The sequence below is a fragment of the Pedobacter sp. 22226 genome, assembly GCF_052045455.1.
Classification (GTDB): domain Bacteria; phylum Bacteroidota; class Bacteroidia; order Sphingobacteriales; family Sphingobacteriaceae; genus Pedobacter; species Pedobacter jeongneungensis.
This window is the reverse complement of sequence record NZ_JBQEPB010000001.1, coordinates 459,231-485,526: the sequence shown is the minus strand read 5'-3', so window position 1 is coordinate 485,526 and position 26,296 is coordinate 459,231. Positions and strand designations below refer to the sequence as shown.

Genomic DNA, 26,296 nt, shown 5'->3' with positions numbered 1-26,296 from the left:
TTTAAAGGGATAGGTTAAAATTAAAAACATAGCTACGGGTTGGAGGCAGGTTTACAAACGAATCGGTCATCTGGTAATCAGGATCTATACCTTCTTTATTGGCTACCCATAATAAACCCAGATTACTTACTGTAAAGCCCATATTGATTCCCTTGATGTAAGGCATCTTTTTTAACATGGCCTGAGGAAACCTGTAACTGAGCGATACCTGCTGAAAACGGATATTGCCTGCGTCGCGCACATTTATATCGCTGTACATATACCGGCTGATGCTGTTAAAGTTATTGCCCGTTAATCCCGGTACATCTGTTGTAGCTTCATCACCGGGGTTTTTCCAACGGTTAACCAATGCCTGGCTGGTGGCCAGAAAACCTGAAGATGAAGTACCTGTTGGATAATTGGATCCATTGATATTTTTGATCAGGAATTTATGTCCCATATTATAGGTAATACGCGTAAAAAGCTCGAAGTTTTTATACCTCAGATTATTGAGGAAACCACCAAAATACGGTGCAGTGGTTCTGCCGGCATATACCCTGTCTTCGGCTTTAATGGCGGTAGAAGCGGTTGATTTTACCACAGTCCCATCTGATGTGAAAATCTGCGACTGACCTGTATTATCCAACCCTGCCCAACGGTAAACGAAAAGATTATCGATCGGGTAGCCTGTGGTTAGTATCGGTGTACCAACGTTTGCTGTTGTAGGCAAAAATCTTGCATCGGTAACCTTATTGGTATTGTACGAAAAGTTTAGGGTAGATGTCCAGTTCCAGTTGATGTTTCTGATTACATCGCCCGATAAGCCTAAATCAACCCCATTGCCTGCCAGTGTTCCACCGTTATATTGCAGAAAAGCAAAACCATAAGTTGAATTGATGGGCTGGTTGATCAGGATATCGTAAGTCCTTTTGCTATAAAGATCCAGACCAAAGCCAACCCTGTTATTCAGGAACCTGGCATCTATGCCCCCGTTAACCATTTTAGTGGTTTCCCAGCCAATGCCCTGGTTGGCAGGCGTAACAATGGTGGCATAAGGCAACTGTGTGTAAGGATCTACTACGCCTGTGCTAATGGTGGTAAAATTGTTCGATGTTAACGGCGGGTTACCACCGGTGCCCAAAGTACCCCTTATGCTCAAACTGCTGATCCAATCTATATTTTCAAGGAAACTTTCTTTCTTGGTATCCCAACGTAAACCGGCCGACCATAAGGGTTTAGACCGCTCTCTCCTATCCACCCCGATAATATTGATATCATCAAAACGCAAACTTCCGCTGGCGAAATATTTGTTTTTGTAACTGTAGCCTGCGTTACCGTAATAAGATAAGTACCTGGTCCGGTTCTTAAAAACCGTTCCAGGACTTGATAAACGGTTACTAGAACCTACCAGTGTGGTATAATTTACAGTGGTGCTTACCGCAACCGATGTAGAACGGTCTTCATCATAACCATATAAGGTTTGCTCGCTTCCCTGGTATTTGGCCTGCCTGATTTCGGTACCGCCCAGTAAATCCAGGTGATGATCTCCGGCAAAATCTTTGTTTGCGTTAAATTGTGCTCTTAAACTATAATCATCAACGGTATTTCTGCTGGTTTTATATACGCCACCCTTCGGTACAGCATTTGCCCTTAAGAAACTTACATTACTGGTGTTTGCCGGGTTGGTGGAATTATTGATCAGATCGCGGGTTACATAACTGTTCATATTTTGGTTATTGATCTGATCGGAAATTGTTTTTTGGATCTGACCAGAAAACGTAACATTTAACCACGAGGTAATTATACCTTTCAATGAACCGTTTACCCTGATGTTGTTTTTATTGGTAATGGTGGAGTTATAATCCAACTCATCAATGGCGTTGTATGTCCAGGGCAAAAGGTTTTTTGTTCTGCTCAAACTGTCTGATACTCTTTTGGTAAAAGTGATGCCCCTGTAAATCCTGTTTCCCTGGTCATCAACCAGATTATCATAAGGTGTTAAACCAAAACTACCCACACTCAATGCATTTAAGGCTGCACTGTTTACCTCAGCCAAGGAATAATTATAGGCCAAGCCAGTGTTTAAGGTAACGCGCTTACGGAGAAAATCGTTGGTAAAGTTGGCATTTACATTATAACTTTCGCCGGCATTGCTTTTAAAGATAGGCTGGTCTTTGGTGTAATTTCCAGAAATATAATACGAGCTGTTGTCGGTACCACCCGAAAATGAGAGGTTATATTGTTGTGTTATGGCATTTTGCAATAAGTAATCCCTGATCTGCCCCTGATTGGAACGGTTTTTCAGCACATTCAGTGCCGAATCGCGTTGGGCTGCATAAGCAGGGTTACGTTTTGCCTTAAACATCCACTCTTCGGCTTCCGAAACAGGCTGCGAGCGGTAACCATTGGCTGGCGAAGCAATAACAGCTGCTACCGGATCGGAGATGAAACCTTTATCAACCAGTTCCTGTTCCAGATCGATGTACTGGGCGCTGTTCATTGAGGTGAGTTTACTAAAATCGGCAGGCGAAGCGGTACTTAATGTAGCACCGAAATTAATGGTGTTTGCACCACGTTTTCCTTTTTTGGTGGTTACCACAATAACCCCGTTTGCCGCCCTTGCACCCCAAATTGCCGATGCAGCGGCATCTTTTAAAAAAGTGATGCTTTCTATGTCCTCGGGATTGAACTGGCTTAAAATAGCGTTTCCTGATGTTTGGGTTACACTCGGATTACCAGGATTGCCATTAATGATTCCATTGGTTACCGTAGTCAGGTTTTGGTTAATGGCCGGAAAACCATCAATTACCACCAGCGGTGCATAACTATTGGTATATGAATTTGTACCCCTGATCTGGATTTTGTTGTTTCTGGTGTCAACGGCAACACCTGGTACCACCCCATCAATTGCATCCAGAATATTGATGCGTGGCCTGCGGGCAATATCTTTTGCCGAAAGCACACCGAATGACCCTGTTGAACTCACTTTTTTAAGCGTCTGATATCCGTTCGAAACAACCACCTCTTCGAGGTCCTGACTGGCCATTTTCATGCGTACAGTCATATTTGGCACCGCTTTTACCTCCTGGGTAACATAGCCAATGCTCGAAAAAACCAGTACGGCGTCATCAGGCAAACTGTTAAAACGGAAAGTTCCGTGGTCATCGGCCAATACTGTCCGCGATGATCCCTTTAACATTACCGATACTTTAGGGATTTCCATCCCTGTTTCGGCATCAAGTATTTTCCCGTCTATATTAATGGAGGAAAAGAAATCGACAACTTTATCGATAAATTGCTTTTCGGCCTTTTTGATTACGATGGTTTGATTTACAATGCTGTAAGTAAGCGCCTTTTGCTCAAGCACTTTATCAAGCACTTTTTCCAACGGCTGATTATTAAAAACCGCATCTACTTTTAATGCGTCGTTTACCTTTCCCTCCTGCCAAAGTACATTGTAACCGGTTTGTTTCCTTATTTCGGCAAACAATTGTTTCAATGTGGTGTTCTTCTGGTTCAAAGTTATATTTTGGGCAAATCCATTGGCATGTACCTGCAACAAAAATGTGGTCATTAGTAGTATCGTTATCTTCATGGCACGAACTATCGGTTTATTTACCCAGGCAGAATACCCGGATCGGATTAGATCCTTAAATTTCATTACATTTGTAGTTTAGTGGTTTATTGTACTGTTTGATACGTTTCATTAATGCACTAAGATTATAGCCGGGGATGTTCGCAGCACTCCCGGTTTTTTGTTTCAGTACATTTTAAATCGGTAAATATTAATCCATTACCTTAACCCTCCTTCCTTCTATCTTAAAATGAACTGATCCTGTTGATTCCAGCACTTCTAATAGCTGTGATATATTTTTAAATCTCGATGTGGTTCCGTTAAACGATTCTTTTTTAAGCACCTCATCTTCAAAAACAACCTCTACATTGTACCAGCGTTCCACATCTTTCATTATGCGATCCAGGTTTTGCCCGTTAAACACAAAAAATCCATTTTTCCATGCCAATGTTTCTTCGATATCAGCTTTGCTAACCACAATATCCAAGGGGTTTACAATGGCCTGCTCTCCTGGTAATAAATAGGAAATGCGCTGGCGGGAATTTTTGGCATTTGGAGCTGCCACAATCCTTACCGATCCTTCTAAAAGGGTGGTTTTACTGGTTGCCTCGTATGCGTTTATATTAAAATGCGTACCGAGTACCTCAACCCTGGCTTTAGGCGTTGATACATAAAACGGGAGCCTTGCTCGATGATCATTTTTATATTTTTTTGCTACCTCGAAATAAGCTTCGCCGGTTAAGGAAACCGAGCGCTCATTTTTATTAAACTGTAAAGGGAACTTTAATGTTGAGGCTGCATTTAGCCAAACTTTTGTACCATCAGGCAGATTAACCTGGTACTGTCCGCCCTTTGGGGTAACAATGGTATTTTCCAATCCGGGCTCCTGTGCATTTGCATCACTTTTAATGCTGTATAATAATTTACCGTCGGCTGTTTTTGAAATTTCGATTCCCGATTTACTTAACAGTTCGCCACTGGCTACATTTGTTAAATCTATTTTCTGTCCATCGGATAAAAGTAACATCGCTTTGTTGCTACCAGGAGCGATATCGTTAGCTGCAAATCTGGATCCACGGGTATGATTAAGATAAAAATAAAGGCCTGCCGATAAAAACAAGAGTATTACCGCCGCCGCAGCATAGCGGTAAAAAGGTTTTGACCTTAAAATGAAAGGCTTGCGCTTAAATCTATCCGAATGGATAAGTTTGTCGTAAAATGCATCTTCCTGTGCCTGGTTATGGAACGATACCGGTCTGGTATCTTCCCAAATGGCATCAATGGCATTAAAAAAAGCCCTTTCATTGCCACCGGCTTTAAGTTCATCAACCAGTTCTATATATTCTGACCGGGAGATGGAACCATCATCATATTTTTTTATTAGCAATTCAATTCGAGCAGATTTAATCATAGCATTACATCCCCTTTACATTGGGTTTATAATAGCATTACACGTGAAAATAATTTTAGGACTAGTTGACCGGAAAAAAAATTTACTTTTTTATCAAAAAAGAAGAAAGAATAAAAAAGCAGCTCATATCCGACACATTAAAGTGTGTACGAAGTGTTTTTAATGCTGCGATTAAATGATTTTTAACAGTATGCCGTGAAATATTGAGCTGTTCGGCTATTTCATCATAATTTAAACCCTCGTACCTGCTCATTTTAAATACCAATTGCTGCTGTGACGGTAAAATATGCAAAGATGAATCTGTAAATCGCTGCAAATCCGTTAAAAGAATAGATTCTTCTGTATTATTACTTACTTTTTCAATATCAAGCCAAAGCTGATCGATCATTTTCTGCGAAGTGGAGATATGCCTGAGCACATTAAGGGTTAACCGGCGGGTAATGGTATATAAATAAGGAGTGATGGACAGGGCATCATTTAATCTTTCCCTATTTACCCAAACATTCATTAATGCATCATGTACAACCTCTTCGGCCTGTTCCCTATTTTTTAGGAGACGGAAACTAAATGCAAAAAGCCTCTTGAAATTTTGATCAAAAATTAGTCTAAAGGCAGATTCCTCCCCCCGTTTTAAGGCTAGTATAATATCTCTTTCAATAAGCACAGTTAGTTGATTTATGCTGTTTGGCGTGGCTAGTGGAAAGCTGTTTAATAAAAAACATTCCAATTTTCTTACCAACAAAACTAAGATAAATCACTGAATATAAAACTATAAATAACCGTAATAGTATATTTTGGTGACAGTGGTCCTTTCCAATTTAGATAGCAAAACAGATTCAAATGTAAACCTGTAAAAAACATTCTGTATAATACACAATGCTCATCCACATTTGATAACCAACCATTATAATTTATTGCCCAGACAGAGACCGTCCACTCTGGGGTACTTCAGGCAAACGACAAGTAAATTCAGGACGGTACATTATGTGTCTCAATTTTTGCAAAATCGTTTTATAGTGTTTTTGAACACAACAAAAGTGGATTTGGGCACGCCTGATGAGATCCTGTGACTTAACTTTGAAATATAATTAATTCGAATATTAACATGAAAATAATAGTGACAGGTTCTTTGGGAAATATCAGCAAGCCGCTCGTTGTGCAGCTGATTGAACAAGGACATCAGGTGACGGTAATCAGCAGTTCGGTCGCTAGGAAAGCGGAAATCGAGCAGCTGGGTGCAAAGGCTGAGATTGGAGCATTAGAGGATGGCATTTTTCTAAATAGAACTTTCCAAGGGCATGACGCTGCCTACTGCATGATGCCGCCCTTTAACTTTTTTGGGGCTGATACGCCTGATTATCAAAAACAGGCATTTAGCATCAGTACGAATTATGCTGAGGCGATTCAAAATGCGGGCATTAAAAAGGTGGTACAGCTGAGCAGTGTAGGTGGTGAGAAGCCTGCCGGGACAGGGGTTTTGGTTTTTCACTACATTGCAGAGAACGTTTTTAAACAACTTCCTCAAGATGTATCTGTTACCCATCTACGACCGGGATCTTTCGATTATAACTTGTACGCGTTTATGGACATGGTTAAGGGTGAAGGGTTTTTAAAAGGCATCATTGGAAAATTACTTTACCTTAAACACTATGGTTTTAAAAGCCTTTTTAAAGGATATTCAGGAATAATATTATCAAATTATGGGGAAACCGACAAAATCGCCTGGGTATCGCCAGTAGATATTGCCTCTGCAATTGCAGAGGAACTTAACACTCAGCAAGAAGGAAAGAAAGTAAGGTATGTTGCAAGTGAGGAACTCACCTGCCAGGAAATAGCTTCCATGCTGGGAAATGCAATCGGGAAACCGTACTTAAAGTGGGTGCTTATCAGTGACAAACAAATGAAAGATGCATTTATGAAAATTGGAGCGTCTGAAAAAATAGCCGAAGAATTTACCGAAATGAATTTGGCGATGCACAATGGTGACCTCTTCGAAGATTATTTTAAAAACAGACCAGCGGTTTTAGGCAGGATCAAAATGAATGATTTTGCGAAAGCGTTCGCAACAAAATATAAGGAGCAATGAAACATCTATTTATAACAATTCTATTTCTGAATTTTTCTACAATGTTATTTTCACAGTCAAAGGCTGATGATATTGTTGGTGTATGGTATAGTCCGGTCAAAGAAGGCAAGGTGGAGATATTTAAGACCAATGAGCATTATTACGGCAAACTAATCTATTTAAAAAAACCCGTCGATAATTATGGAAAGCCTGTTTTGGACGTCAATAATCCTGACAAAGAAAAACGGAAAATGCCCCTTGTGGGAATTCTTTTATTGACAGATATTAAATTTGATGTTAAGAAGAACAGCTGGAAGGGAAAGCTCTATGATTATGATGGGGCTGAGGGAAATACCTATGATTCTTATTTGACCACTACCGAAAAAGGGAACCTCAACATCAGGGGCTTCTGGGGACTTTCTTTCTTTGGATTGAATCCAGGACTGACTTTGGAAAAAGTTGATAACAAATAATCCTACATTTATAATCTTTTCTATCATAACCGGAATGATTTTGCAGCAGCCCTACAGAATAAAAACAATCAAGGAATACCACAAAATACTGGGTATAGGCAATCCGGAACATCCGATGATTAGCGTTATAGACCTAGCTGAGATAACGCCCTACAAGAGTGAGGATAGTATCAAGGTGGTCTTTGATTTTTATATGATTTCACTTAAAAAGGTGGAGGCCGGAGATGTGCAGTATGGCTATGGACAGCAAAAGTATGATTTCGATGACGGCATATTGTTCTTCATATCTCCTAATCAAATATTTTCGTTTAAAGCCGATGATGACTTCAGGAGTGCAGGAAGCATGTTGCTTATCCATCCGGACTTTCTGTGGGGAAATCCGTTAGCCAAAACGATCAAAAAATATGAGTTTTTCAACTATGCGATAAATGAAGCACTTTTTGTTTCTGAAAAAGAAGAGATTGTTTTGAAAAGTTTTATTAAGAACATCGAGCAGGAATACCATGCACATATCGATCAATTCAGTGAACAGATTATCATTTCGCAGATTGAATCATTCCTGAATTATTCAAATCGGTTTTATATGCGTCAGTTTCTCACGCGCAAAATAGCTGGAAGCCAAATACTGGATAAACTGGAGAAAATCCTCGACGATTATTTTAATGATGAAGACCTCATCAATAGGGGCCTGCCTACCGTGCAGCATATTGCCGAACTGCTCAATTGTTCTCCCAACTATCTCAGTGGAGTTCTCAAAACCCTTACCGGACAGAATACCCAGCAGCACATTCACGAAAAAGTGATTGAAAAAGCGAAAGAAAAACTCTCCACCACAACGCTTACTGTCGGGGAGGTTGCTTTTAAGCTGGGCTTCGAATATCCCCAGTCGTTTAGTAAACTATTTAAAAGTAAAACAGATCTAACTCCCCTTGAGTTCCGCAACTCCTTTAATTAACTTTATGATTAACCGCTTTATGCTCGATTTTTTAGTATTATTGAAATCAAGAAATGCTTGCTTATTTTATTTTGGGCTGGTATGTCTATTTGGTGCAGTTATCATGCTCTTGGCATCAAAATTTAACCATATGCAGATTAACAGTGTGAATGCCTGGTACAAACCTGTTAAATTTGCGTTGTCAATCGGCATATTTAGCTTAACGATGGCATGGTACACTGGATATCTTGATTCCTATAAATATATCGGCCTATACAATTGGTTATTGGTTGTGTGTCTGGGATTCGAACTTACCTACATTACTTTTCAGGCATCGCGTGGTGAGTTATCCCATTATAATAGGAGTTCCACATTATACACTTGGCTTACTGTGGCAATGGCCATCGCAGCAATAGTCGCCACTCTATATACTGGTTACATCGGTATTATGTTCTGTTCGCATAATTTCCCCACTCTTCCTGATTATTACCTTTGGGCCATTCGTTTAGGCATTTTTCTATTTGTCATATTTGCCCTGGAAGGTGCTGTTATGGGTGCAAATGGTTCGTCCAGGGTGGGGGCTTCTGATGGTCTAACGATACCTTTTCTAAACTGGAGCCTTAAATACGGAGATTTGCGAATCGCCCATTTTGTAGGGATGCACGCTTTGCAAGTTTTGCCATTGTTTGCATTTTACGTATTTAAGGACGTGAAGCTAGTGATATACATGGGCTTAATGTACGGTGCATTAGCCTTGTTTTGTCTGGTACAGGCACTTAATGCCAAAGTATTTGGCATTTCAGCTTAATAGTCCCCCGTTAATAGTGTCTGAACGCTTTTTCCAGAATTTGCTTTAGGAAAAAGAAAAGTGATTAATTTTTATTGCCTAAATAGCTATAGGAAAGAGATGTAGGATTCAAAAGATTTCTATGTTTTGAGATGCTGTTTTTTTTAATTAAATGATTTACGAAACTCCAGTGGCGAGCGGTTTGTTTTTATTTTAAAAAATTTACTAAACGACTGGGGATGTTCAAAACCCAGCTCGTAAGCGACCTCACTCACTGAAAGACTGGTGAGCGATAACTTTGCCTTGGCTTTTTCAATAAGTTTGTGGTGTATATGTTCCTGAACATTTTTACCAGTGAGCTGTTTTAAAAGACTGCTTAAGTAGTCGGATGAAACATTCATGGCATCTGCGACCGTTTTGACCGACAATAGGCCAGCCTGCCGATGTTGTTCTGAAGAGAAATATTCATTAAGGAAATGCTCGACTTTGGTCAGCATCTGGTGGCTGCTGATTTTTCTGGTAATAAACTGCCGGTTGTAAAATCGTTCACAGTATTTGAGCAAGAGTTCAATTTGAACTATAATGAGCCCTTGCGAAAAGCCGTCAATGTTATCATGATATTCCTGTTTTATATTTTCGAAAATATTAAGTATGCTCATTTCTTCCTTACTGGAAAGAAAGAGCGCTTCATGAATGGAATAATCAAAAAAGGAATAGCTATTTATAGTCTGGGCTAAAGAAGAACCCCATAAAAAATCAGGGTGAATTTGCAACAAATATCCGGATCCGCCTGCTAGCGAACCCGGATTTCGTTCTATCCGTAAAACCTGGCCTGGAGAGATGAAAGACATCAACCCTTCATCAAAGTCATAAACTTGTTGTCCGTAATGCAGTTTTGCCCCGATATCGCGCTTCAAGGCAATCGAATAAAAATCCATAACGATATTGACCGCTTTTTCCTCATCCGGAAATTGCACCAGGGAATAATCAACCAAACTGATCAATGGGTGTTCAGGTTTTGGAAGCCCCCTGAAACGGTGATATGATGTAATAGACTTTATCGTAACGATTTCCATATATGCAAATTTAAAGTTTTATTTACCTATTGTGAGCCAGGCAGATTGAAAATTTAGTATGATGCCTTCAGTTATTGGCTAATGTGCTGAGATTTGCCGCTCATTAAAAGTCCGAACCAATCCTCCAGATGCCAGGTATGGGTAAGCTTGCCATCTTTTAGATGATGGAATTCGTGCAAGGCCACGGATACTTTCTGATGAGTCGGCGGAATTCCCATGATTTCATTGACGTGGGTAAACTTCATCGAAGCCCTTACCGCTGCCCGTTCGTGCGTTCCAAAAATTTCATGAATTACGACCTCGATATCTGGGCAGGCTTCAAAAAGATAGGTCATGATATCCTGAAGTCCCTTCGGTCCATCAGCTTGCCCGGGAGCCAGCGGAATGTCTTTCCAGTCCGGGTTACAGATCTCATCCAGGATTGCCGCATTCTTCGTCTTGAAGGCACCATAAAATGTTCTGATGGTATCTATTTCAGATTTCGTTAAAGCCTTTACGAAATCACTTTCCTTATTTTCCATTTTCATATAGGCTATTAAAGATTGGATCCTCCTGAAATTTCAATTCTTTGGGCATTGACCCAGCCTGCGGCATCGCTGCATAAAAAAGCTACTACCCCACCGATATCTTCAGGCAGGCCGACTCTACCCAGGGCGGTCTGTGATGCCAGATATTTATTCATTTCTACATTGTCGCGGACAGCACCACCCATGATATCGGTTTCAATCGCTCCTGGCGCGATTACATTCACTCTGATGTTTCTTTTCCCAAGTTCCTGGGCCTGATACTTTGTCAATGTTTCCATAGCCCCCTTAAAAGCGGCATAAGCTGCAAAACCGGGTGTGGCGAAGCGTGTCAGACCCGAAGAAACATTTACAATACCACCAAATCTATTGATTTGTGGTAATAGCTTTTGTGTCAGGAAAAATGGTCCTTTGAGGTGTACATTTTCCATTTCTGTGAACTGCTCTTCGGTTAATGTTTCAAATTCCGCGTAATGTATAAAACCTGCGTTATTGATTAGAAAATCAAATCGGTGAGCATTCAATTGAGACTGTAATGCTGCTGCTAACGTTTTGATAAAACCATCGAAACTTGCAGCATCTGAAACATCGAGCTTCAGGGCTATTCCCCTTTGTCCAAGTTGTTCAATTTGATTTACAACTTCATCTGCAGCCTCTTTCTGACTGTTATAGGTAAAAACGATATCCAAGCCATTTTTAGCGAGATTAAGGACGATATCTTTTCCGATACCTCTGCTTCCTCCGGTAACGATTGCAATTTTGTTTTGAGATGACATACTTTTGTTTCTGTAATAATTAGTATATGGCAAAGGTATGTTGACAATTCTTGGGGAATGTAGCCATAACCTCTCTGTTCGTAGCCTAAACCCATATATTCAACTATTTCATTTTTGAGGCCATTACAAAGCATGACTGGCTACTTACCTGGAGGTGATTGTTGTTCTAAACAATAGCCTGCAAAATGAGCTGGCATAAACACAGATTATGAGAGATCAATTTGATGCCGTTATGTTTTCGTTTAAGATGTTTGTCTTTGTGTTGTTGTTTGTGTTTCTGCTGCTTACTTTCCCTAAGCTGGTTATGTTCCTGTAGTTCTTCGTTATGGTATTCTTCCTCTAAGTTCGGATATTACTCCTTAGATATTAACAAAATCGGTCTGGTTATTTGCTGAAGCTACTTTAAACGGATCAATTCGTGAGAAAATCAGTTTGGCAAGATTCATTATTTCTTAACGAATCACCATCAGATTTATCATAAAAAAACATCAAAAGTGGGGAAGAACAACTTTTGCCGAAATACCAACCGAGCGGAGCCACTGAAAATGTAATTTTGCCCTAGTGAGCTGGTGCTTTTCCGATACAGTATTCTGCTTAGCCATTTCCATAATAACCTTTTCGTCGGGCAGATCATCTCTCCCATCGCCCCATACATAACATCCGTCGATAGCTCCATATCACCGGATCTGGGTATAACTAATTTGCAAATCATTACAGTAGATTCCAGAGAAACTTAACCAAACAAACTAACCAAATTACAAAAAATATGCTATCAGATAACATCATTGATTCCAGGACGGCCTCCGACGGGCTGATCACATTTGCCCAATTCAATAACAGGGGACAATCCATGTCTGAAATCCCTGCAAAAGCCGCCTTATGAAGTCGGTGTAACTTCAGGATACAAATGTGCCAAACAATATAAATGTAATATAGTACTGAAACTGTTGTTTTGGTATGACAAAGATTGTTGGGTCCAATAAAAATAGTACCTGTTCTGGATAGGGCAATTGGATTAATGCTATTGAAATCTTCATTTTTAACAGCAAGCAGCTTACACATCAGGTAAAGATTAGGGCATAATTTAAGCAGCCTGTCATTCTATGCATCAACGATGCGCCTGACTGCTTCCAACCCCGGTGTTCCCTATACCATCCGGATTCTTTTCACGGTTACAATCTCCCCTGTTATAGAGCATTATAGTTTTATCAATTGTAAATCAGACAACGGACATTTAATATCCGCCCTGCTTACACTTGCAGCGGCCTGCCTTTTAAAGAAACGCAATCGTTACCGGCTGCAGGCCAAATAAATTGCCCAGGTTCCGCTCGGGAGAAATAAAACACTATGGTTTGGCGTTATAGACCTGCATCTTTATAACTTATCCTGGCGATTGCCGTGATTTACCTGGAGTCAATATGTAGTTCGTTGGTCAAGCACGGAATTTATCAAAAATGATCTGGACCAGGGAAAAAATCGAGTACTAACCCAAATGCTGATGTAACCTGTGCTGGTGTTTTTTTTCCCTCCGATGGTGGGGATCTTTAAGCATTTTTTTGGATCTGGGGCAGATATTTATAGATATGGAATCCTCTATACAAACCACGGATGGTTAGCTATCGCAGGCCGGTGCTATAGTTAAAAATAAATAGGTCATTATTACCGGTCCAACAGCTACTTTCACCATTTCAACAGTCGATGTCCCCTTACCCACTGTCCAAATGGCAGCTAATACCAAAACGCCATCCGCACGTATACATCATGGAAAACGTTTTCGTCCAATGTTAATTTTTAAAAACTGCTGTGCAATATCTTTTTATTGCCGGACAATTTCCCTACAGATTAGATTCAATCAGTAGTTTGAAGGCTTTCAAACGGTAAAGCACGGGTACATTCGTTTTACTGTCCGGGTTGGCCCGCAGTGAGATAAACTGGACCTCAAGAAACTTATTTACATCCGCGATTTCCGTACCGGGGAACAGCAGCACGGGTGGCGTTGGCAGTTCCACATTTTTAAACCACTCTTCCAGCTCATTTACTTCCTGCATTGTCATGCTGCAAAGTTAATTTAGAGTCAGCTTTCTTCAAGCGATTTTTCACGGAATTTATCCACCTAACTCCCTTAGCGGGATGTAGAACAACGACAGGCGGTTGGTATTGCAATGCCACTGAATTTTTTTCAGCTTCAAAACTGAAAATTTTGCAGGGAAAATGAAAATATTTCAGAAATCCACCACTCAGGTTATCAAAGAATTGAATTGGCACAGCGCTTGATATTCCAGGGTATAACCTTGGATACAAGATTAGCAGAAAATTAATTGATTTATAGTCCATTTATTATTAAAACACTAAAAGGAGAAAAAAACTATGACATTAGTTAAATTCAATCCGGAAAAAAAGAACAGTTCATTATTGCCAGGCTTTAATGATATCTTCGAATCGGTACTGGGCGACACTTTTTTCAATGACCGCCGCATCAGCAGTGTCCCTGCGGCCAATATATCGGAATCGAACACCGCCTACCACATCGAGCTCGCCGCACCCGGGCTGAAAAAAGAGGATTTCAGGATCTCTGTAGAACGGGATGTGCTAAAGATTTCCTCGCAGCAGAAAGATGAGAACAATATGGAGAAAAAAAACTATAACCGCAGGGAATATGGTTATTCTTCATTTACCCGCGTATTTACTCTCCCTGAGACAGCAAATGTGGACAGCATCCGGGCCAGCTACACAGACGGTGTACTTATTCTGGATATTCCTAAAAAGGAAGAAGCCAGGGTGGTGTCCAGACAGATTGAAATACAGTAATTCCCGAGGGTGTCCAAAAAGGGTCCCTCTTTTTTTTACATCAATGGTTGAAGTTTTGAGGTTTCTATGAATAGCTGTTCAATTTATACTTTACCGAGTTTGTTGTTTAATTAGGTTCTGTTGATATTGTCTTATAGCGATGATTTGGTTGATTTAAGAGGGTTCTTATGCTGCTTTTGCAACCATTTTTCTTAAGTTATGTGCTATTGCAGCCAATCCGAACTCGACATTTACCTTAGGGAGTGTTCGTAGCCTGAACCGATTGAACCGGTTATTGCTTTTTAGTTGACCAAATACTGCTTCTGGCTCTATTGCCCTGTTTTTTCTAAGCCTGCTGCCTTCTTCACTCAGCAGCTTTTGCCTTACTTTTTCCTTAAAGGCCCTTAAGGTATGATTGACCTCAATTTTACGGTCTCCATCTCCTTTATAACACATTTCCCTAAGTGGGCAGCCTTCGCAGCTGTGGGTTTTATAATAGCTTACCTTAGATTTATAGCCCAACTCTGAAACACGCTCGGATTCTCCTATGTTGATCATATGTTTGCCTGCCGGACAAATAAAGAAATCCCCTGGCACATCGTAGGGCAGGTTTGATGCATGATATATATTCTTTTTAAAGACCCGTTTTTGTTCTTTATGGAAGTAATTGTATTTGACAAAAGCCTCAATTCCATTATCCTCCATCCACTTATAGTTCTGCTCGCTTCCATAGCCTGAGTCTGCAACCACTTTTTTGGATTGTTTATCGTAATACGCTTTGAACTGCTCGAGATGAAGGGCTAGGGTAGCGGTATCCCCCGCACGCTGGTGAATGGAAAAGTTGGTAATAAACTGGTTTTCGGTACTGATCTGGGTATTATAGGCTGGTTTGAGCTGACCGTTTTTCATGTGGTCTTCCTTCATCCGCATGAAAGTGGCATCTGCATCGGTCTTGCTGTAGCTGTTGCGTGTGCCTAAAGTTTCCAGTTGCTGTTCGTATTTCTTCAACCGGGGGAGTGCCTCTCTTTCAAGCTCCCTGACCGCTTTTTTCTGTGGTTTATTCAGTTCGGCCAAACGATTGTTCAGCTCCTCTATTCTGCTTTTGAGTTCCGCTGAATTTACAGGGGCCTTCTGTTTTACAGGTGAGGAAAGTTCAGCTTTATCCTGCTTTATAGAACTGTCTATATCAGCAAGTACCCTGGTTATCTTCTCATCAAGTTTTGTCTTATTCTTCTCTGTGGAGCCCTTCCATACAAAGGTGTAACGGTTGGAGGCCGATTCCAGTTTGGTTCCGTCAACATATTGGATATCAAGGCTGACATAGCCAAGATCAGCCATCAAACGGACCAGCTCTGCAAAAAGATGCTGGATCTTATCCTTAAGCCGTTTACCACGAAAATCATTAATAGTGCGGAAATCAGGGGTACTATTACCTGAAAGCCACATGAAATGAATATTCTCCTGTAGCGCCCGGGCCATTTTACGACAAGATTAGATATTGCAGAAATAACTATAAAAAAGAACCTTGATGAGCATCCTTGGATGAAAACTGCTGGTGCCACCACCTTTATATCCCGAAAGAATATCATCGATATTGAGTGAATCAACAACCTGGTTAACAATGCGAACAGGGTGATCTAAGGAAATCCGATCCCCAATATTTGAAGGAAAAAGCACAACCTGCTGGGAGGTTAAGGCCTTAAAATGTAAATTTGATCTTGTTTTCATTAGCAACATCAATTTACGAATTAATGGGAAAACAAAAAAGGGTGTCCTACCTTTTTGGACACCCTCTTTTGTTTAATCTTCAAATGGCTATTACACAGCACACACATCTGTCGGAGTGATCACCGGTAACAAAAAAAATGGTTAGATCGCAATGATTATATACTTTCACTTTGCAGTTCAACAGCTTAAATCCATCGATACAATAGAGCCTCCCAAGCAGGAGATGAAAGCGTCAATAACTTCTGAATTCTGATGCTTTATCTATTATCGCGTTTCTGAAACCACTTAGCTGCGCCTGAGCTGCAACAACTTCAGTTAATTCAAAGGTATAATCTTCTTTTTGGTTAGCACTGATCCATCTTCCGGTGATTTTATTTTTTTTCAATGTGCCCAAAAATGTCCCGGTGAAATTCACGGACGACATTTCAACCAGACTTAGATCACCCACGTTATTTTTATGCCCGTTAAGCAGAATGTAACCCTTTCCCTTATCATACCGATAACTACCGGTAACGGGATCAGCATTTGTTCCTTCGCTTAATCCTTCCAGATAGAAAGTGATTTTTATTTTATGGTTGATCGTTCCCTTATACAGTTTGCCGCTCTGGGCAAACGTTAGAACAGGTAGGATCAGGAATAGAAAACCAATAATAATTTTCATAAGGTTAAAGCACTTCATTCGGTTAATTATTTGACAATGTAAGGTACAACTTTTATTTAGATCACTTTAAATGATCCTAATCCAATAAAATCTTTACATTTATTATTCCTGCTATAAATCAAACTGCCGCACGCATTGCCCCCCTCCGCGACATTATTTTTCTGATCAGGACCTGCAAACGGCTCCGGTAGTCCCCGCCCAGCCACTTGATATAGTTTTTGGTAACCGAACCCCGGCATTTGCTGTACTGTTTTATCCTCCAGTCGATTTCGTTATCGAGTTCCCCTGCCAGTTCAAGGGCCTTTCCCATAGTGTCAGCATTGTCAGTGCACATCATGGCATGTTGCCTGATGGAATCGCGGAGCACAGTCTTTGTTTTTTCCCCTTTCTCCATTGCTGTCTGATATGCCGCAAGCACATCGAATGATATCCCCGTGCTGTTGGGAAACCTGTTGCGCATTTCGGCAGGCATCTGATGGATATCATCGCCGGCTTTCGCCAGTGCCTGGTGATAGATTTCGGGGTTTTCGAATACATGCTGCCAATCCACCGGTGCATCCCATTCTCCAAACCTTTCTGCGTTATTGCCCAGGTCTATAATATTAAAAGTCTTTTTTGCGGGCAAACGCCTGGATCCCCTGCCAATCATTTGGTGGTAAAGCGTGATTGAGGTAGTAGCACGGTTGAGGATAACCGACTGCACAGAAGGTTCGTCAAAACCGGTAGTCAATATAGATACCGATGTCAATACTGCTCCCCTTGTTTTTTTAAACCATTTTAGTGTCTCAACCCTTTCCAGATTTTCTGTCTGGTTATCCAGGTGGCGTATGGGATAACCAGCCTGCTGAAAAACTTCCAGAACCTTTCGGGAAGTAAATATGCCATTATTGAAAATCAATGTCTTTTTTCCAAGGGAATGTTCCCTGTAGGCATGTAGCAGAAGATCAAGCATTACCTTGGATGAATATAGCTCATCAGAACTGCTCACCGTATAATCACCATGTATGCCCCGGTTCAGCGTATTAAGCTCTACCTCGTAGGCAAAACTCTTAGGCTTTGCCAAAAAACCCTGCCCGATCAGAGAACTAACCTGCTCCCCAAGCACCAGCTCGTTGTAAAAGCTTTTCATCGGCAACGCTGCATCTGCCGAGAAAGGTGTGGCGGTGACCCCGATTATCCTGGCAAGGGGAAATTTTCCAAGCAACTTATGGAAGGAATTATGATGGGCCTCATCGACAATTACCAGGCCTACCCCTTCAGTATCGATCAGACCATCATCGATCCTGTGGTTAAGGGTTTCCACCATAGCCACATAACAGTGGTAATAATCCTTTTTGGCTATCCGTTTAACTTTGCTGTCTAAAACTTTATTAAAAACGCCGGCATTCTTCATGGCCAATGAAGTCTGCTTGCATAACTCCTGCCGGTGGGTAAGCACAATAACCTTTTTTTTATATTTTTTGATAAAGCGATCGGCAATTTCAGAAAAGATAACCGTCTTACCGCCGCCTGTAGGCAACTGGAAGAGCAAACGCAGCTGATCAGTGCCGGTCTGCATTTTTTCAAACAGGGTTTCTATCGCGTACTGCTGATAGGGATATAATTTTTTTGCTGACCCATGCGCAGCTGTGGGGGATAAAATCTGCATAGTGTGAAAACCAGGGAAACTGTCTGAAAGTTTTATAACAAACCTCCTATTATGCAAATCTTTTGCCTAAGCGATAGTTCTAGACGTTCAGACGATAAATTCTTCTAATATGGGAGGAAACAGGTCTGAAGCGGTCCTGCGCAACTCTCCTCACACTTTTGATTCCATGTTTTTTCAGTAATTTAAGGGGTAGGAAAACATTTTTTTTAACGGTAAATGTTAATATTTTCGTACTCAGCAGGTAATATTAAACTCTAAATTTTCTTCATGGTTGTTCCCCAATTTTGGTGAATCGCCCTTATTTACTTGTTGTTTTTGAGTTATAATACTAGAATTGGTTTACATCTCTTGTTAATATTAACTTAACATTACAGCTATTTTTTATTGATACCTTCGCCCCTCATTTTAAAATGATCTGATTAGCGCCACTCGTTAGACATTTAAAAAACAATGAAAGTAAAAAACATCCTTATCTATCCGGCAATTATCGGAGTCCTGTCCCTGTTTTCCTGTTCGAAAAAAACAGCAGTTGAAGGGGAAACCCCTGAAACCCCGCCAAAAGCGCCAACCGCTTACGCCATTACCGAAACCTTTGAATCCGGAACCAAAGCGGCTTATGCATTGGACAGTGTACAGCTATTGACCGGCAAATGGACCTTAAGCGACGCCCTTTTGGGCAACCTTGCCGCGGATGCGAAGAATGGTGCAAAGTCCGTAAGGCTGAGAACAGGGTACCTTTCCATGAATTTTGATATTGCGGGAACCAGAGTGGTTTACGTATCACATGCCAAATACGGCACGGATGCCAATTCAACCTGGCAGCTATTGGCTTCAACAGATGGTGGAAAGACCTATGCCCAGCTTGGTACGGATATCAACGAGACCAGTACCGTCCTGGTAACAGATTCATTCAAGGTAAGCACTACCGGAAAAATCCGCTTCCAGATTAAAAAAGCAGGCACCACCAGGATCAATATCGATGATATCATTTTTAAAGGTACGGGTGATCCGGGTATAACCGTAGGTCCCCCGGATACCGATCCGGGAGAAAACGGCAATACCGGAACCGCTGCACCCGGAAGAGGTACCCCTGAAGCCGGTGCGGACGCACCACCGGCGGGCGGCGACAATTCCAACCTGCTATTTGGCAATCCTTCAGGCGCACAGGCCAGCATTGTGTCAGCAGAAAACTACCTCATTGACCAGAAATACTATGTAGAGAGCTATAGCATGACGCGCGGGATACCGAACTGGGTAAGCTGGCATTTAGATCCTAACAACTTTAATGGGTCAGTAACCAGAAAAGATGATTTCGCTTCTTTTACGGGGCTTCCGGCCAATTGGTACCAAGTACAAAGCAACAGCTATTCAGGTTCCGGTTTTGACAGGGGCCATAATTGCCCGAGTGGCGACCGTACCAGTTCAGCCAACGCCAACTCGGCCACATTCCTGATGACCAACATGATTCCCCAGGCACCGAACAATAACCAGAAAACCTGGGAATCGTTCGAAAGTTACCTCCGTGCGCAGGCATTAAACGGTTATGAGGTTTACGTGATTATGGGTAGCTACGGCACCGGTGGAATCGGTTCGGCAAGCGCATCGGTAACCAATACCATCAACAACGGGAAAGTAACCGTTCCGTCCAATGTATGGAAAGTGGCCGTACTGTTGAAAACAGGCGATAATGATTTAAGCCGCGTAACAGCTTCAACAAGGGTAATTGCAGTCAATACCCCGAATGTGAATACCATAGGTGCCAACTGGAAAGATTATATCGTAACGGTGAGGGATGTTGAAAGCGCAACTGGCTATAACCTGCTTTCCAATCTGCCACAGAGTATCCAGGATGTGGTGGAGAAAGTTAAAGATCCCGGTAACTAACTTAACCAGAATAGACATCCGGCATAAGCGCATTCAATAAAATAACAGCCGTATCCCTAAAATGGTACGGCTGTCGTTATTTCGGCGAGGTCATAGAGCCACTTTGCTCCTATTTTGTAGCGCCCATGAACAAACTATTGCATGATGGGCCTGAACACCGGCCGATCCGTCATCCAACAGCCGGAAGAATGGCAGATTACCGGAAATGAAAGATTGATTTAACGGATATGATGTGCCGCAAAAAACACCTATTAAAGTATCAAGTCCATTCAGGGGGGATGATATCCAGCGTGCTGGCAGGAACATTTTTATACCAAAAGTGCGGGCTTACTACATATTTCTGTTTGAAATCGCCAAGCCATGCGGCCCACCACGAAAATGTGCTGTTGGAAATGATAAAATACTTACATTGCCCCATCAAATAAAACGAGGTCCTGCCATCATCAATATCTCCATCGGTAAAGATAATTTCATCCTCACATCGAATGTTCATCCTGCACCATTCGATGTCATCGCTGAAAATATAAAAAACAGGTTTTTTTAAATTATTTTTATAAAATTCCATCCCTCTGTAAATATAGTCCAGGTCAACGGTTCCGTGTTTATCTAAGTTGCCGGGGAATAAGTAATCACCCCTTCGCACATGAACCATTACGGATTGTGAGTTTTGTATCCTTTTCTTTAATTCCCATTCATCTTCTCTCAGTGGCATTTCTATAGTAAAATCTTTCCGTATCAGGGTAGCTATCTGCTCGAAGTACTTATACGACTGCCAATAACCTGAAACGATAAAAATAGTGCCGGTTTGCTCGTGGGAGTTTATACTTTCCATTGCCGTGCCGTCATAAGCAGACTGGCTTTCCTGCAGTTGGAAAATGCGTTTTTTTTCAGCATCACCGTATCGGATTTCTTCCGCAAATTTTATCTCTATAGGAAAAATATCTAGGCCATAATTTCTTTCCGAACCGTTAAAAAGGCTTTTATCCATGTACAAAGGCAAATTATATTTCAGGGATAATGCCCTTCCAAAAGCGTATTGAAACATCTGGTTCCCCAGCCCCCCGTTCAATCTCGAAACTATCATCGTTTACGTATTTTAAATTTGGCAATATCCGTGGCGCGCCGGTCTTCCGCTATTTTCATTACCCAAAGTTTAAAGTTTTTAACCAGGATTTCAATTTGCTATTTTTAGTTTTTCCTGTCTATCGGCCAGCAGTTCCATCCGGCCGAGTGTATCATAAAAAGAGGAAGGCTGGCGGATTTCTTCGCTGTCCCTGGCGGTAATATCAGAATAGCCAAAATCTCTCTGGATGGAGACGAATGGAAACAGAACAAATTTATTGATGGCAATAGCCGATAATTTTCCGTCCGCGGTAACGGATTCGTCGTAACTGGCATCCAAAATCTGCTGGAAAAACCGCTTATAGACAACGGTAAACTGGGTGCAATAAAATTCATCGACCCAAAACAGGTCCTTATCCACTCTCACCGCAGTTTCTATTTTTGCAATACCGCCCAGCAGGACTTCGGCTCCAAGGGAATGGGCTTTAATGATATTCTCGATGAGAAATCCTTTATTGTAATGGCTGAGGAACTCATGGTCATCTTCACATATTATGATCAGGTCTTCATTTTTCTCCATGGCCAGGGCTACTGTTTTCCTGATACTCTCCCAAAGACCAACATGCCCGATGTGGTGGACAACCCCTTCAACATAGGTGATCTGGAATTCATTTTTTCCGCTAAATTGATCTTCAATATGCTTTTTTCTATCCTCCCTTGTTTTCAGGTTAATGACATAAGTAGGGATCATGGTTTGATGGATATCAACATTGTAAGCTTCCAGGGGTACCCGCCTGAGTTTTCTATAAAAATCTGATACCGTTGTTAGCTTTTTAAGCCTTTTGGCCGAGTGGTCAAACAATTGTTTTACCCTTCCTTTTTGATTATTTAGCGGGGTAACATCAGAATAAGGATAAGAACGTTGTGTGGAAAAAAAGGGGAATGATAGCAGGATATTCCTGCTCAGGTCGCACATTTTATAATCAGCGGCATCATACCCTTCCAGATCAGCTTCCAGTATTTGTTTAAAGAATTTTTTGAATATAATGGTAAACTGAAGCCCGGAAAAGCTTTTTATCCAAAATAAAGAGTCGGTAAGCTTAACTGAGTCGCCTGCCCAGCTCACTCCACCAAGTAAAACGTCCGCTCCTAGTGCCTGGGCGGCATCAATGCTTTTCCTGAGTTTTCTCTCGGAATAGTTATTTGTAAATTTATGGTCGTCCTCGCAGACCAGGATATAATCGGGATTCTCGCCAGCCACCTCATTGATGATCATGCAAAGTGTTTTCCATAGCCCCAAGGCACCAAACGGATCTTCCACAGCATCCACTACTGTGACTTTAAATTCAGACCTCCCAAAAAACTGATTAAGGACATTTTTGCGCCGGTCGGGCCTGCGGACCAGGTTTATAACATATGCGGGTATAGGTTTAAGCTGAGGGACTGGGTTGAAGAACATATATGAGGCGTTTAAGATATGGTAATAAAATTAAAAAAAATTGCGGGAAAAAGCCGGTTAAAAATGAAAATGTGGTATCTTGAGTAAAACTAAATTTGCTCATGAATGATAATATACAGAGTTTCTGGTATGGAACTTCACTTTCAACGATGGAGTTACTCTCGATTTCATCCTTTTTGAAAAATGGCCATAATGTTGATATATATGCCTACGAGGAAATCTCCAATATTCCAAAAGGCGTAAATCTGCTCGATGCAAACCTTATACTGGATAAAAAAAATATTTTTTTTGATAGTTCAGGTGGAATTGCTGCATTCTCCGATTGGTTCAGGTATAAGTTGCTTTACGAAAAAGGAGGATGGTGGGTCGATATGGACATGGTGTGCCTGAAACCATTTATTATCGGGGACGAATACTGTTTCGCCACGGAAAATTTTAGCAGCAACCATCAGACCGACATCACTTGTTGTGTAATCAAATCACCAAAAAAAGCTGAATTTTTAAAAATGATTTTGGACTATATAGAATCTTTCCCGGACCATAAAGATATTGAATGGGGAACTTTCGGACCAAAGTTGATTGCCTCGGTGCTCAGGCAGTTTGAAAGTAAACCGTTCATACAACCCGTCGAAACCTTCTGCCCAGTCGACTGGACCGAAATGCAAAGCCTTACTACCGAACGAAGGATAATTCCCGAGAATGCCATAGGCATCCATATGTGGAACAACCTATGGAGGATAAATAATATTAATAAGGATATCACATACCATCCTGACACCATATTTGAACAGTTGAAAGCAAAATACCTTCAACCTGAAAATTTATCGCATCCAATGAACGTTCAGATCTGATTTTAATTTCCGCTAATGCATATTGATCCGCGATGATATTCACAAAACTTCTGCAGTTGAAAAAGTAAAAAAAGTATGTTATGAAGAACTTGTTATTTGTACTCTTTTTTTTTGTTGATGTTCTTTTTTGCTCCGGCCTCAGTGCTCAGGAGCTCTATAATATATCGGGATCGGTCACCGATGAGAATGGTAGGCCCGTTCAGGGTGCAACTGTTTTTATCAGCGGAGCGCAAAGAATTACAGCAACAGATACCCAGGGTCACTTTATGTTTGCAGAAATGCAAGCCGGGAACTATCTGGTATCTACAAAAATGCTCGGGTACAACAGTCCTTCCCTGGCCCTTTCCCTACACGACAAATCGGTAAAGGTACTGATCAAGCTACAGGTAAAATCAATTAACTTAGGCGAAGTTAACATCACCTCGGACCAAAACCGCGAGCGCTATCTGAATATATTCCAGGAGCAGTTTTTGGGAAAATCGGCGGATAGGAACAAATGTTTTATTGTAAATCCGGAAGTCATCTCTTTTGCAGGCAAGCAGATAGATGCATATAATCTGGCATTGAAAGGCGAAGCTGATGAGCTGATTATCATCGAAAACAACACCCTGGGTTACCGGATAAAATATCTCTTGCGCTCATTTGAATATGACATGAAAAAAAGTATCACTTCTTATGACGGGGAGAGCAGTTTTGAGGAAATGGCCGGTACTGCCGAACAAAGAAAATATTGGGAAGAGAACAGGCTGAAGGCTTATCAAGGTTCATTAATGCATTTTTTAAGATCGGTTTACAGTAATAACCTTTTGGAAGAGGGTTTCCTTGCAAACCAGATGGTCAAGAGCAGCAATATATTTGACCAAAGGGCGTACATGATCCCCACCCCTGTAAAACTGGAAAAATTTGTTACCAGGGTAGATAGCTCTTTTGTATCATACAAGTTTAACGCACTAAACATTAGCTACAATCCCAAAAAGGCGATCAGGATAATGAAGCAGCTACCCAGCCAAACTGAAATAGATTTGAAAGTACTAGAGAATAAGATGCCCGGCGAGGTCGGGTTCCCAGCCGTTGATCCTAACGGAAAAAGCTCACAGCTATTACTATATTTAAAAGAGGCGCTTATTGATGAAAGCGGAAGTGTTTTTACCGGTTACAAAACTTTTCTGATCAGGGGATTTTGGTCCGAAAAACGCCTGGGCGACCAGTTACCATTCGAATATAAAACCCCGATTGGAAATAGGTGACCTTGTGATTATTATCCGTTTATAAGAAATCTCCAGAGCATAAAAGATCATATGCAGAAAAATACAGGTGAATAGAAAGAGCTTAACCCTAAATTATGGATTAATAAAGGGTCAAGCTCAATTTCTTTATTTATGTGATGTCAATCTGTATGTTTTCTGTAACATTTCGGGTAAAGGACCCGCATATTTGCTGCACTCCATTTATTTGGTAACTGACTTGTGAACCCACTACTGCACACGGGAAATGAAAGCTATGATAGCCAGGAGCGAGACTAACCGGAAAAAATGCATTTATGCCCACTGGACTACTATAAACGACATTATCTACCGAAATATCTACATTTCCTACATGTCCATTGTTGCGGCTCTGTACAGAATAACGGGTACCACTTCCTGAGCCACCACCAGAACCCGACCCAGAGCCCGATCCAGTGCCACTTCCGCCCGAACCACTGCCTGAACCTTTCCCAGATCCACTACCGGACCCGCTTCCACTACCAGAACCAGCTGAACAGGTAAAGGTTGCTCCCGTTCCGTTAGCACAATTGCAGCTAACTGAGTTGGCTGTACTGGAGCAGGATCCTGCCATAGCTGTACAGCTGCAGTTAACACTTTCTCCGCTTTTACAGGTAACACTCGCTGAACAACCCTCAGGTATTTCGGGTCCGTCGGCCAACAGCGTTTTTTTTAGCTGATCTTTTGAAAGAATTTCTTCTGCACCAAGATCTTCGGCTTGCAATGATAAAGTTTTCATAATTTAGAATTTAATTATTGTGGATTAATAGTTTAAGTGTTTCCATTCGATGGATTGTTAAAAGCTACGCAATAAGTAACAATGTTACCCGAAAAGGTGATTGTTCCGGTTGAAAATCAAGGATAGCAGGAACATAGTTTTCAAGTCTCTTATCTACCTTTTTACAACTGACGGACAGCTAATTTTAGGAATTTAAGAACCACTGCCCTTTCCCGACCCGCTACCAGAGCCACTTCCACTACCAGAGCCACTTCCACTACCAGAGCCACTTCCACTACCAGAACCACTTCCACTTCCGGACCCGCTTCCACTACCAGAACCACTTCCAGAACTTGCGCAGGTATCTGTTTTCGCTTCCTTTTTACCGCATTTACAAGTAACAGAATTGCCTGTGGCGTCACAGGTACTCGCTGCCTCGGTACAACTGCAGCTTACAGGTTCCCCGCTCGGGCATGGGGCTGTTGCGCTACATGAGAATGGATTTGAGGGGGTGTCCCCAAAGATGGATTTTAAATCATTTTTACCTAGGATTTCTTCGCTTCCAAATTCTTGGGCTGTTAATTCGATCTTTTTCATATGTTTACATTTAGTTCAGGGAATAATCCTAACCGGACGA

At 41.4% G+C, this 26,296-nt stretch carries 21 protein-coding genes and 1 pseudogene; 8 read left to right on the top strand and 14 right to left on the bottom strand.

The genetic code is table 11. The features are described from left to right. Position 1: 1 nt before the first annotated feature. From ACTJKC_RS02055 to ACTJKC_RS02045, 3 genes are all read right to left on the bottom strand, one after another. A complete protein-coding gene (locus ACTJKC_RS02055; RefSeq protein WP_440789817.1) occupies positions 2 to 3,574 on the bottom strand; it encodes a SusC/RagA family TonB-linked outer membrane protein in 3,573 nt (1,190 codons plus the stop codon). A gap of 190 nt (positions 3,575 to 3,764) precedes the next feature. Beyond that, positions 3,765 to 4,940: a FecR family protein gene (locus ACTJKC_RS02050; protein ID WP_440789816.1), complete on the bottom strand. Its 1,176-nt coding sequence runs from the start codon at positions 4,938 to 4,940 to the stop codon at positions 3,765 to 3,767. A 106-nt stretch (positions 4,941 to 5,046) separates the two neighbouring features. Beyond that, a complete protein-coding gene (locus tag ACTJKC_RS02045; RefSeq protein ID WP_440789814.1) occupies positions 5,047 to 5,628 on the bottom strand; it encodes an RNA polymerase sigma factor in 582 nt (193 codons plus the stop codon). Positions 5,629 to 6,069: 441 nt separating this feature from the next. Between ACTJKC_RS02045 and ACTJKC_RS02040 the strand changes: the two genes are divergently transcribed. Genes ACTJKC_RS02040 through ACTJKC_RS02025 form a run of 4 tightly spaced genes read left to right on the top strand, consistent with a single transcriptional unit; the run spans position 6,070 to position 9,244 of the window. Then, positions 6,070 to 7,050 carry an NmrA family NAD(P)-binding protein gene (locus tag ACTJKC_RS02040; protein ID WP_440789812.1) on the top strand — a complete coding sequence of 327 codons (981 nt, stop codon included), beginning with the start codon at positions 6,070 to 6,072 and terminating at the stop codon, positions 7,048 to 7,050. Next, a complete protein-coding gene (locus tag ACTJKC_RS02035) occupies positions 7,047 to 7,502 on the top strand; it encodes a DUF2147 domain-containing protein (protein WP_440789810.1) in 456 nt (151 codons plus the stop codon). Before ACTJKC_RS02040 ends, ACTJKC_RS02035 begins: the two co-directional genes overlap by 4 nt. 34 nt (positions 7,503 to 7,536) lie before the next feature. Next, entirely contained in the window at positions 7,537 to 8,457 is a 921-nt protein-coding gene (locus tag ACTJKC_RS02030; RefSeq protein WP_440789808.1) for a helix-turn-helix domain-containing protein, read from the top strand. Between the two features lie 4 nt (positions 8,458 to 8,461). Further along, positions 8,462 to 9,244, top strand: a complete 783-nt coding sequence (locus tag ACTJKC_RS02025) for a hypothetical protein (RefSeq protein ID WP_440789806.1) — start codon at positions 8,462 to 8,464, stop codon at positions 9,242 to 9,244. Between the two features lie 143 nt (positions 9,245 to 9,387). Here the strand turns inward: ACTJKC_RS02025 and ACTJKC_RS02020 are convergent, their stop codons facing one another. The 4 genes from ACTJKC_RS02020 to ACTJKC_RS02005 all read right to left on the bottom strand — a co-directional run bounded on the left by ACTJKC_RS02020 (position 9,388) and on the right by ACTJKC_RS02005 (position 13,647). Beyond that, entirely contained in the window at positions 9,388 to 10,299 is a 912-nt protein-coding gene (locus ACTJKC_RS02020; protein ID WP_440789804.1) for a helix-turn-helix domain-containing protein, read from the bottom strand. Between the two features lie 71 nt (positions 10,300 to 10,370). Then, positions 10,371 to 10,820, bottom strand: coding sequence for an ester cyclase (locus ACTJKC_RS02015; protein ID WP_440789802.1), 450 nt, complete (start codon positions 10,818 to 10,820; stop codon positions 10,371 to 10,373). Positions 10,821 to 10,834: 14 nt separating this feature from the next. Beyond that, positions 10,835 to 11,599 carry an SDR family NAD(P)-dependent oxidoreductase gene (locus ACTJKC_RS02010; RefSeq protein ID WP_440789800.1) on the bottom strand — a complete coding sequence of 255 codons (765 nt, stop codon included), beginning with the start codon at positions 11,597 to 11,599 and terminating at the stop codon, positions 10,835 to 10,837. A 1,835-nt stretch (positions 11,600 to 13,434) separates the two neighbouring features. Further along, positions 13,435 to 13,647 (bottom strand): DUF6965 family protein, encoded by a 213-nt coding sequence (locus ACTJKC_RS02005; RefSeq protein WP_440789798.1) that lies wholly within the window; start codon positions 13,645 to 13,647, stop codon positions 13,435 to 13,437. A 319-nt stretch (positions 13,648 to 13,966) separates the two neighbouring features. Between ACTJKC_RS02005 and ACTJKC_RS02000 the strand changes: the two genes are divergently transcribed. Continuing rightward, the gene (locus ACTJKC_RS02000) at positions 13,967 to 14,407 is read left to right on the top strand and encodes an Hsp20/alpha crystallin family protein (RefSeq protein WP_440789797.1); all 441 of its coding nucleotides are present in this window, start codon (positions 13,967 to 13,969) and stop codon (positions 14,405 to 14,407) included. 168 nt (positions 14,408 to 14,575) lie between these two features. Here ACTJKC_RS02000 and ACTJKC_RS01995 read toward each other — a convergent pair. The 3 genes and pseudogenes from ACTJKC_RS01995 to ACTJKC_RS01985 all read right to left on the bottom strand — a co-directional run. Continuing rightward, positions 14,576 to 16,114 (bottom strand): annotated as a pseudogene (locus tag ACTJKC_RS01995) (IS1182 family transposase); the annotation flags it as partial. A gap of 232 nt (positions 16,115 to 16,346) precedes the next feature. Then, complete coding sequence (locus tag ACTJKC_RS01990) at positions 16,347 to 16,775, bottom strand: hypothetical protein (protein ID WP_440789795.1); 429 nt, start codon at positions 16,773 to 16,775, stop codon at positions 16,347 to 16,349. A gap of 118 nt (positions 16,776 to 16,893) precedes the next feature. Beyond that, positions 16,894 to 18,423 (bottom strand): DEAD/DEAH box helicase, encoded by a 1,530-nt coding sequence (locus tag ACTJKC_RS01985; RefSeq protein WP_440789793.1) that lies wholly within the window; start codon positions 18,421 to 18,423, stop codon positions 16,894 to 16,896. Between the two features lie 450 nt (positions 18,424 to 18,873). On the opposite strand from ACTJKC_RS01985, the gene ACTJKC_RS01980 reads away from it, so the two are divergent. Then, positions 18,874 to 20,307: a DNA/RNA non-specific endonuclease gene (locus ACTJKC_RS01980; protein WP_440789791.1), complete on the top strand. Its 1,434-nt coding sequence runs from the start codon at positions 18,874 to 18,876 to the stop codon at positions 20,305 to 20,307. A gap of 259 nt (positions 20,308 to 20,566) precedes the next feature. Here the strand turns inward: ACTJKC_RS01980 and ACTJKC_RS01975 are convergent, their stop codons facing one another. Beyond that, complete coding sequence (locus ACTJKC_RS01975) at positions 20,567 to 21,391, bottom strand: alpha-1,2-fucosyltransferase (protein WP_440789789.1); 825 nt, start codon at positions 21,389 to 21,391, stop codon at positions 20,567 to 20,569. 90 nt (positions 21,392 to 21,481) lie between these two features. Continuing rightward, positions 21,482 to 22,828, bottom strand: coding sequence for a hypothetical protein (locus ACTJKC_RS01970; RefSeq protein WP_440789787.1), 1,347 nt, complete (start codon positions 22,826 to 22,828; stop codon positions 21,482 to 21,484). A gap of 101 nt (positions 22,829 to 22,929) precedes the next feature. Between ACTJKC_RS01970 and ACTJKC_RS01965 the strand changes: the two genes are divergently transcribed. Then, positions 22,930 to 23,679 carry a glycosyltransferase gene (locus tag ACTJKC_RS01965; protein ID WP_440789785.1) on the top strand — a complete coding sequence of 250 codons (750 nt, stop codon included), beginning with the start codon at positions 22,930 to 22,932 and terminating at the stop codon, positions 23,677 to 23,679. An 80-nt stretch (positions 23,680 to 23,759) separates the two neighbouring features. Next, the gene (locus ACTJKC_RS01960; RefSeq protein WP_440789783.1) at positions 23,760 to 24,926 is read left to right on the top strand and encodes a carboxypeptidase-like regulatory domain-containing protein; all 1,167 of its coding nucleotides are present in this window, start codon (positions 23,760 to 23,762) and stop codon (positions 24,924 to 24,926) included. A 130-nt stretch (positions 24,927 to 25,056) separates the two neighbouring features. Here the strand turns inward: ACTJKC_RS01960 and ACTJKC_RS01955 are convergent, their stop codons facing one another. Together ACTJKC_RS01955 and ACTJKC_RS01950 are read right to left on the bottom strand one after the other, a co-directional pair. Continuing rightward, positions 25,057 to 25,680 carry a hypothetical protein gene (locus tag ACTJKC_RS01955; protein ID WP_440789781.1) on the bottom strand — a complete coding sequence of 208 codons (624 nt, stop codon included), beginning with the start codon at positions 25,678 to 25,680 and terminating at the stop codon, positions 25,057 to 25,059. A 192-nt stretch (positions 25,681 to 25,872) separates the two neighbouring features. Further along, entirely contained in the window at positions 25,873 to 26,256 is a 384-nt protein-coding gene (locus ACTJKC_RS01950; protein ID WP_440789779.1) for a hypothetical protein, read from the bottom strand. Positions 26,257 to 26,296: the final 40 nt, after the last annotated feature.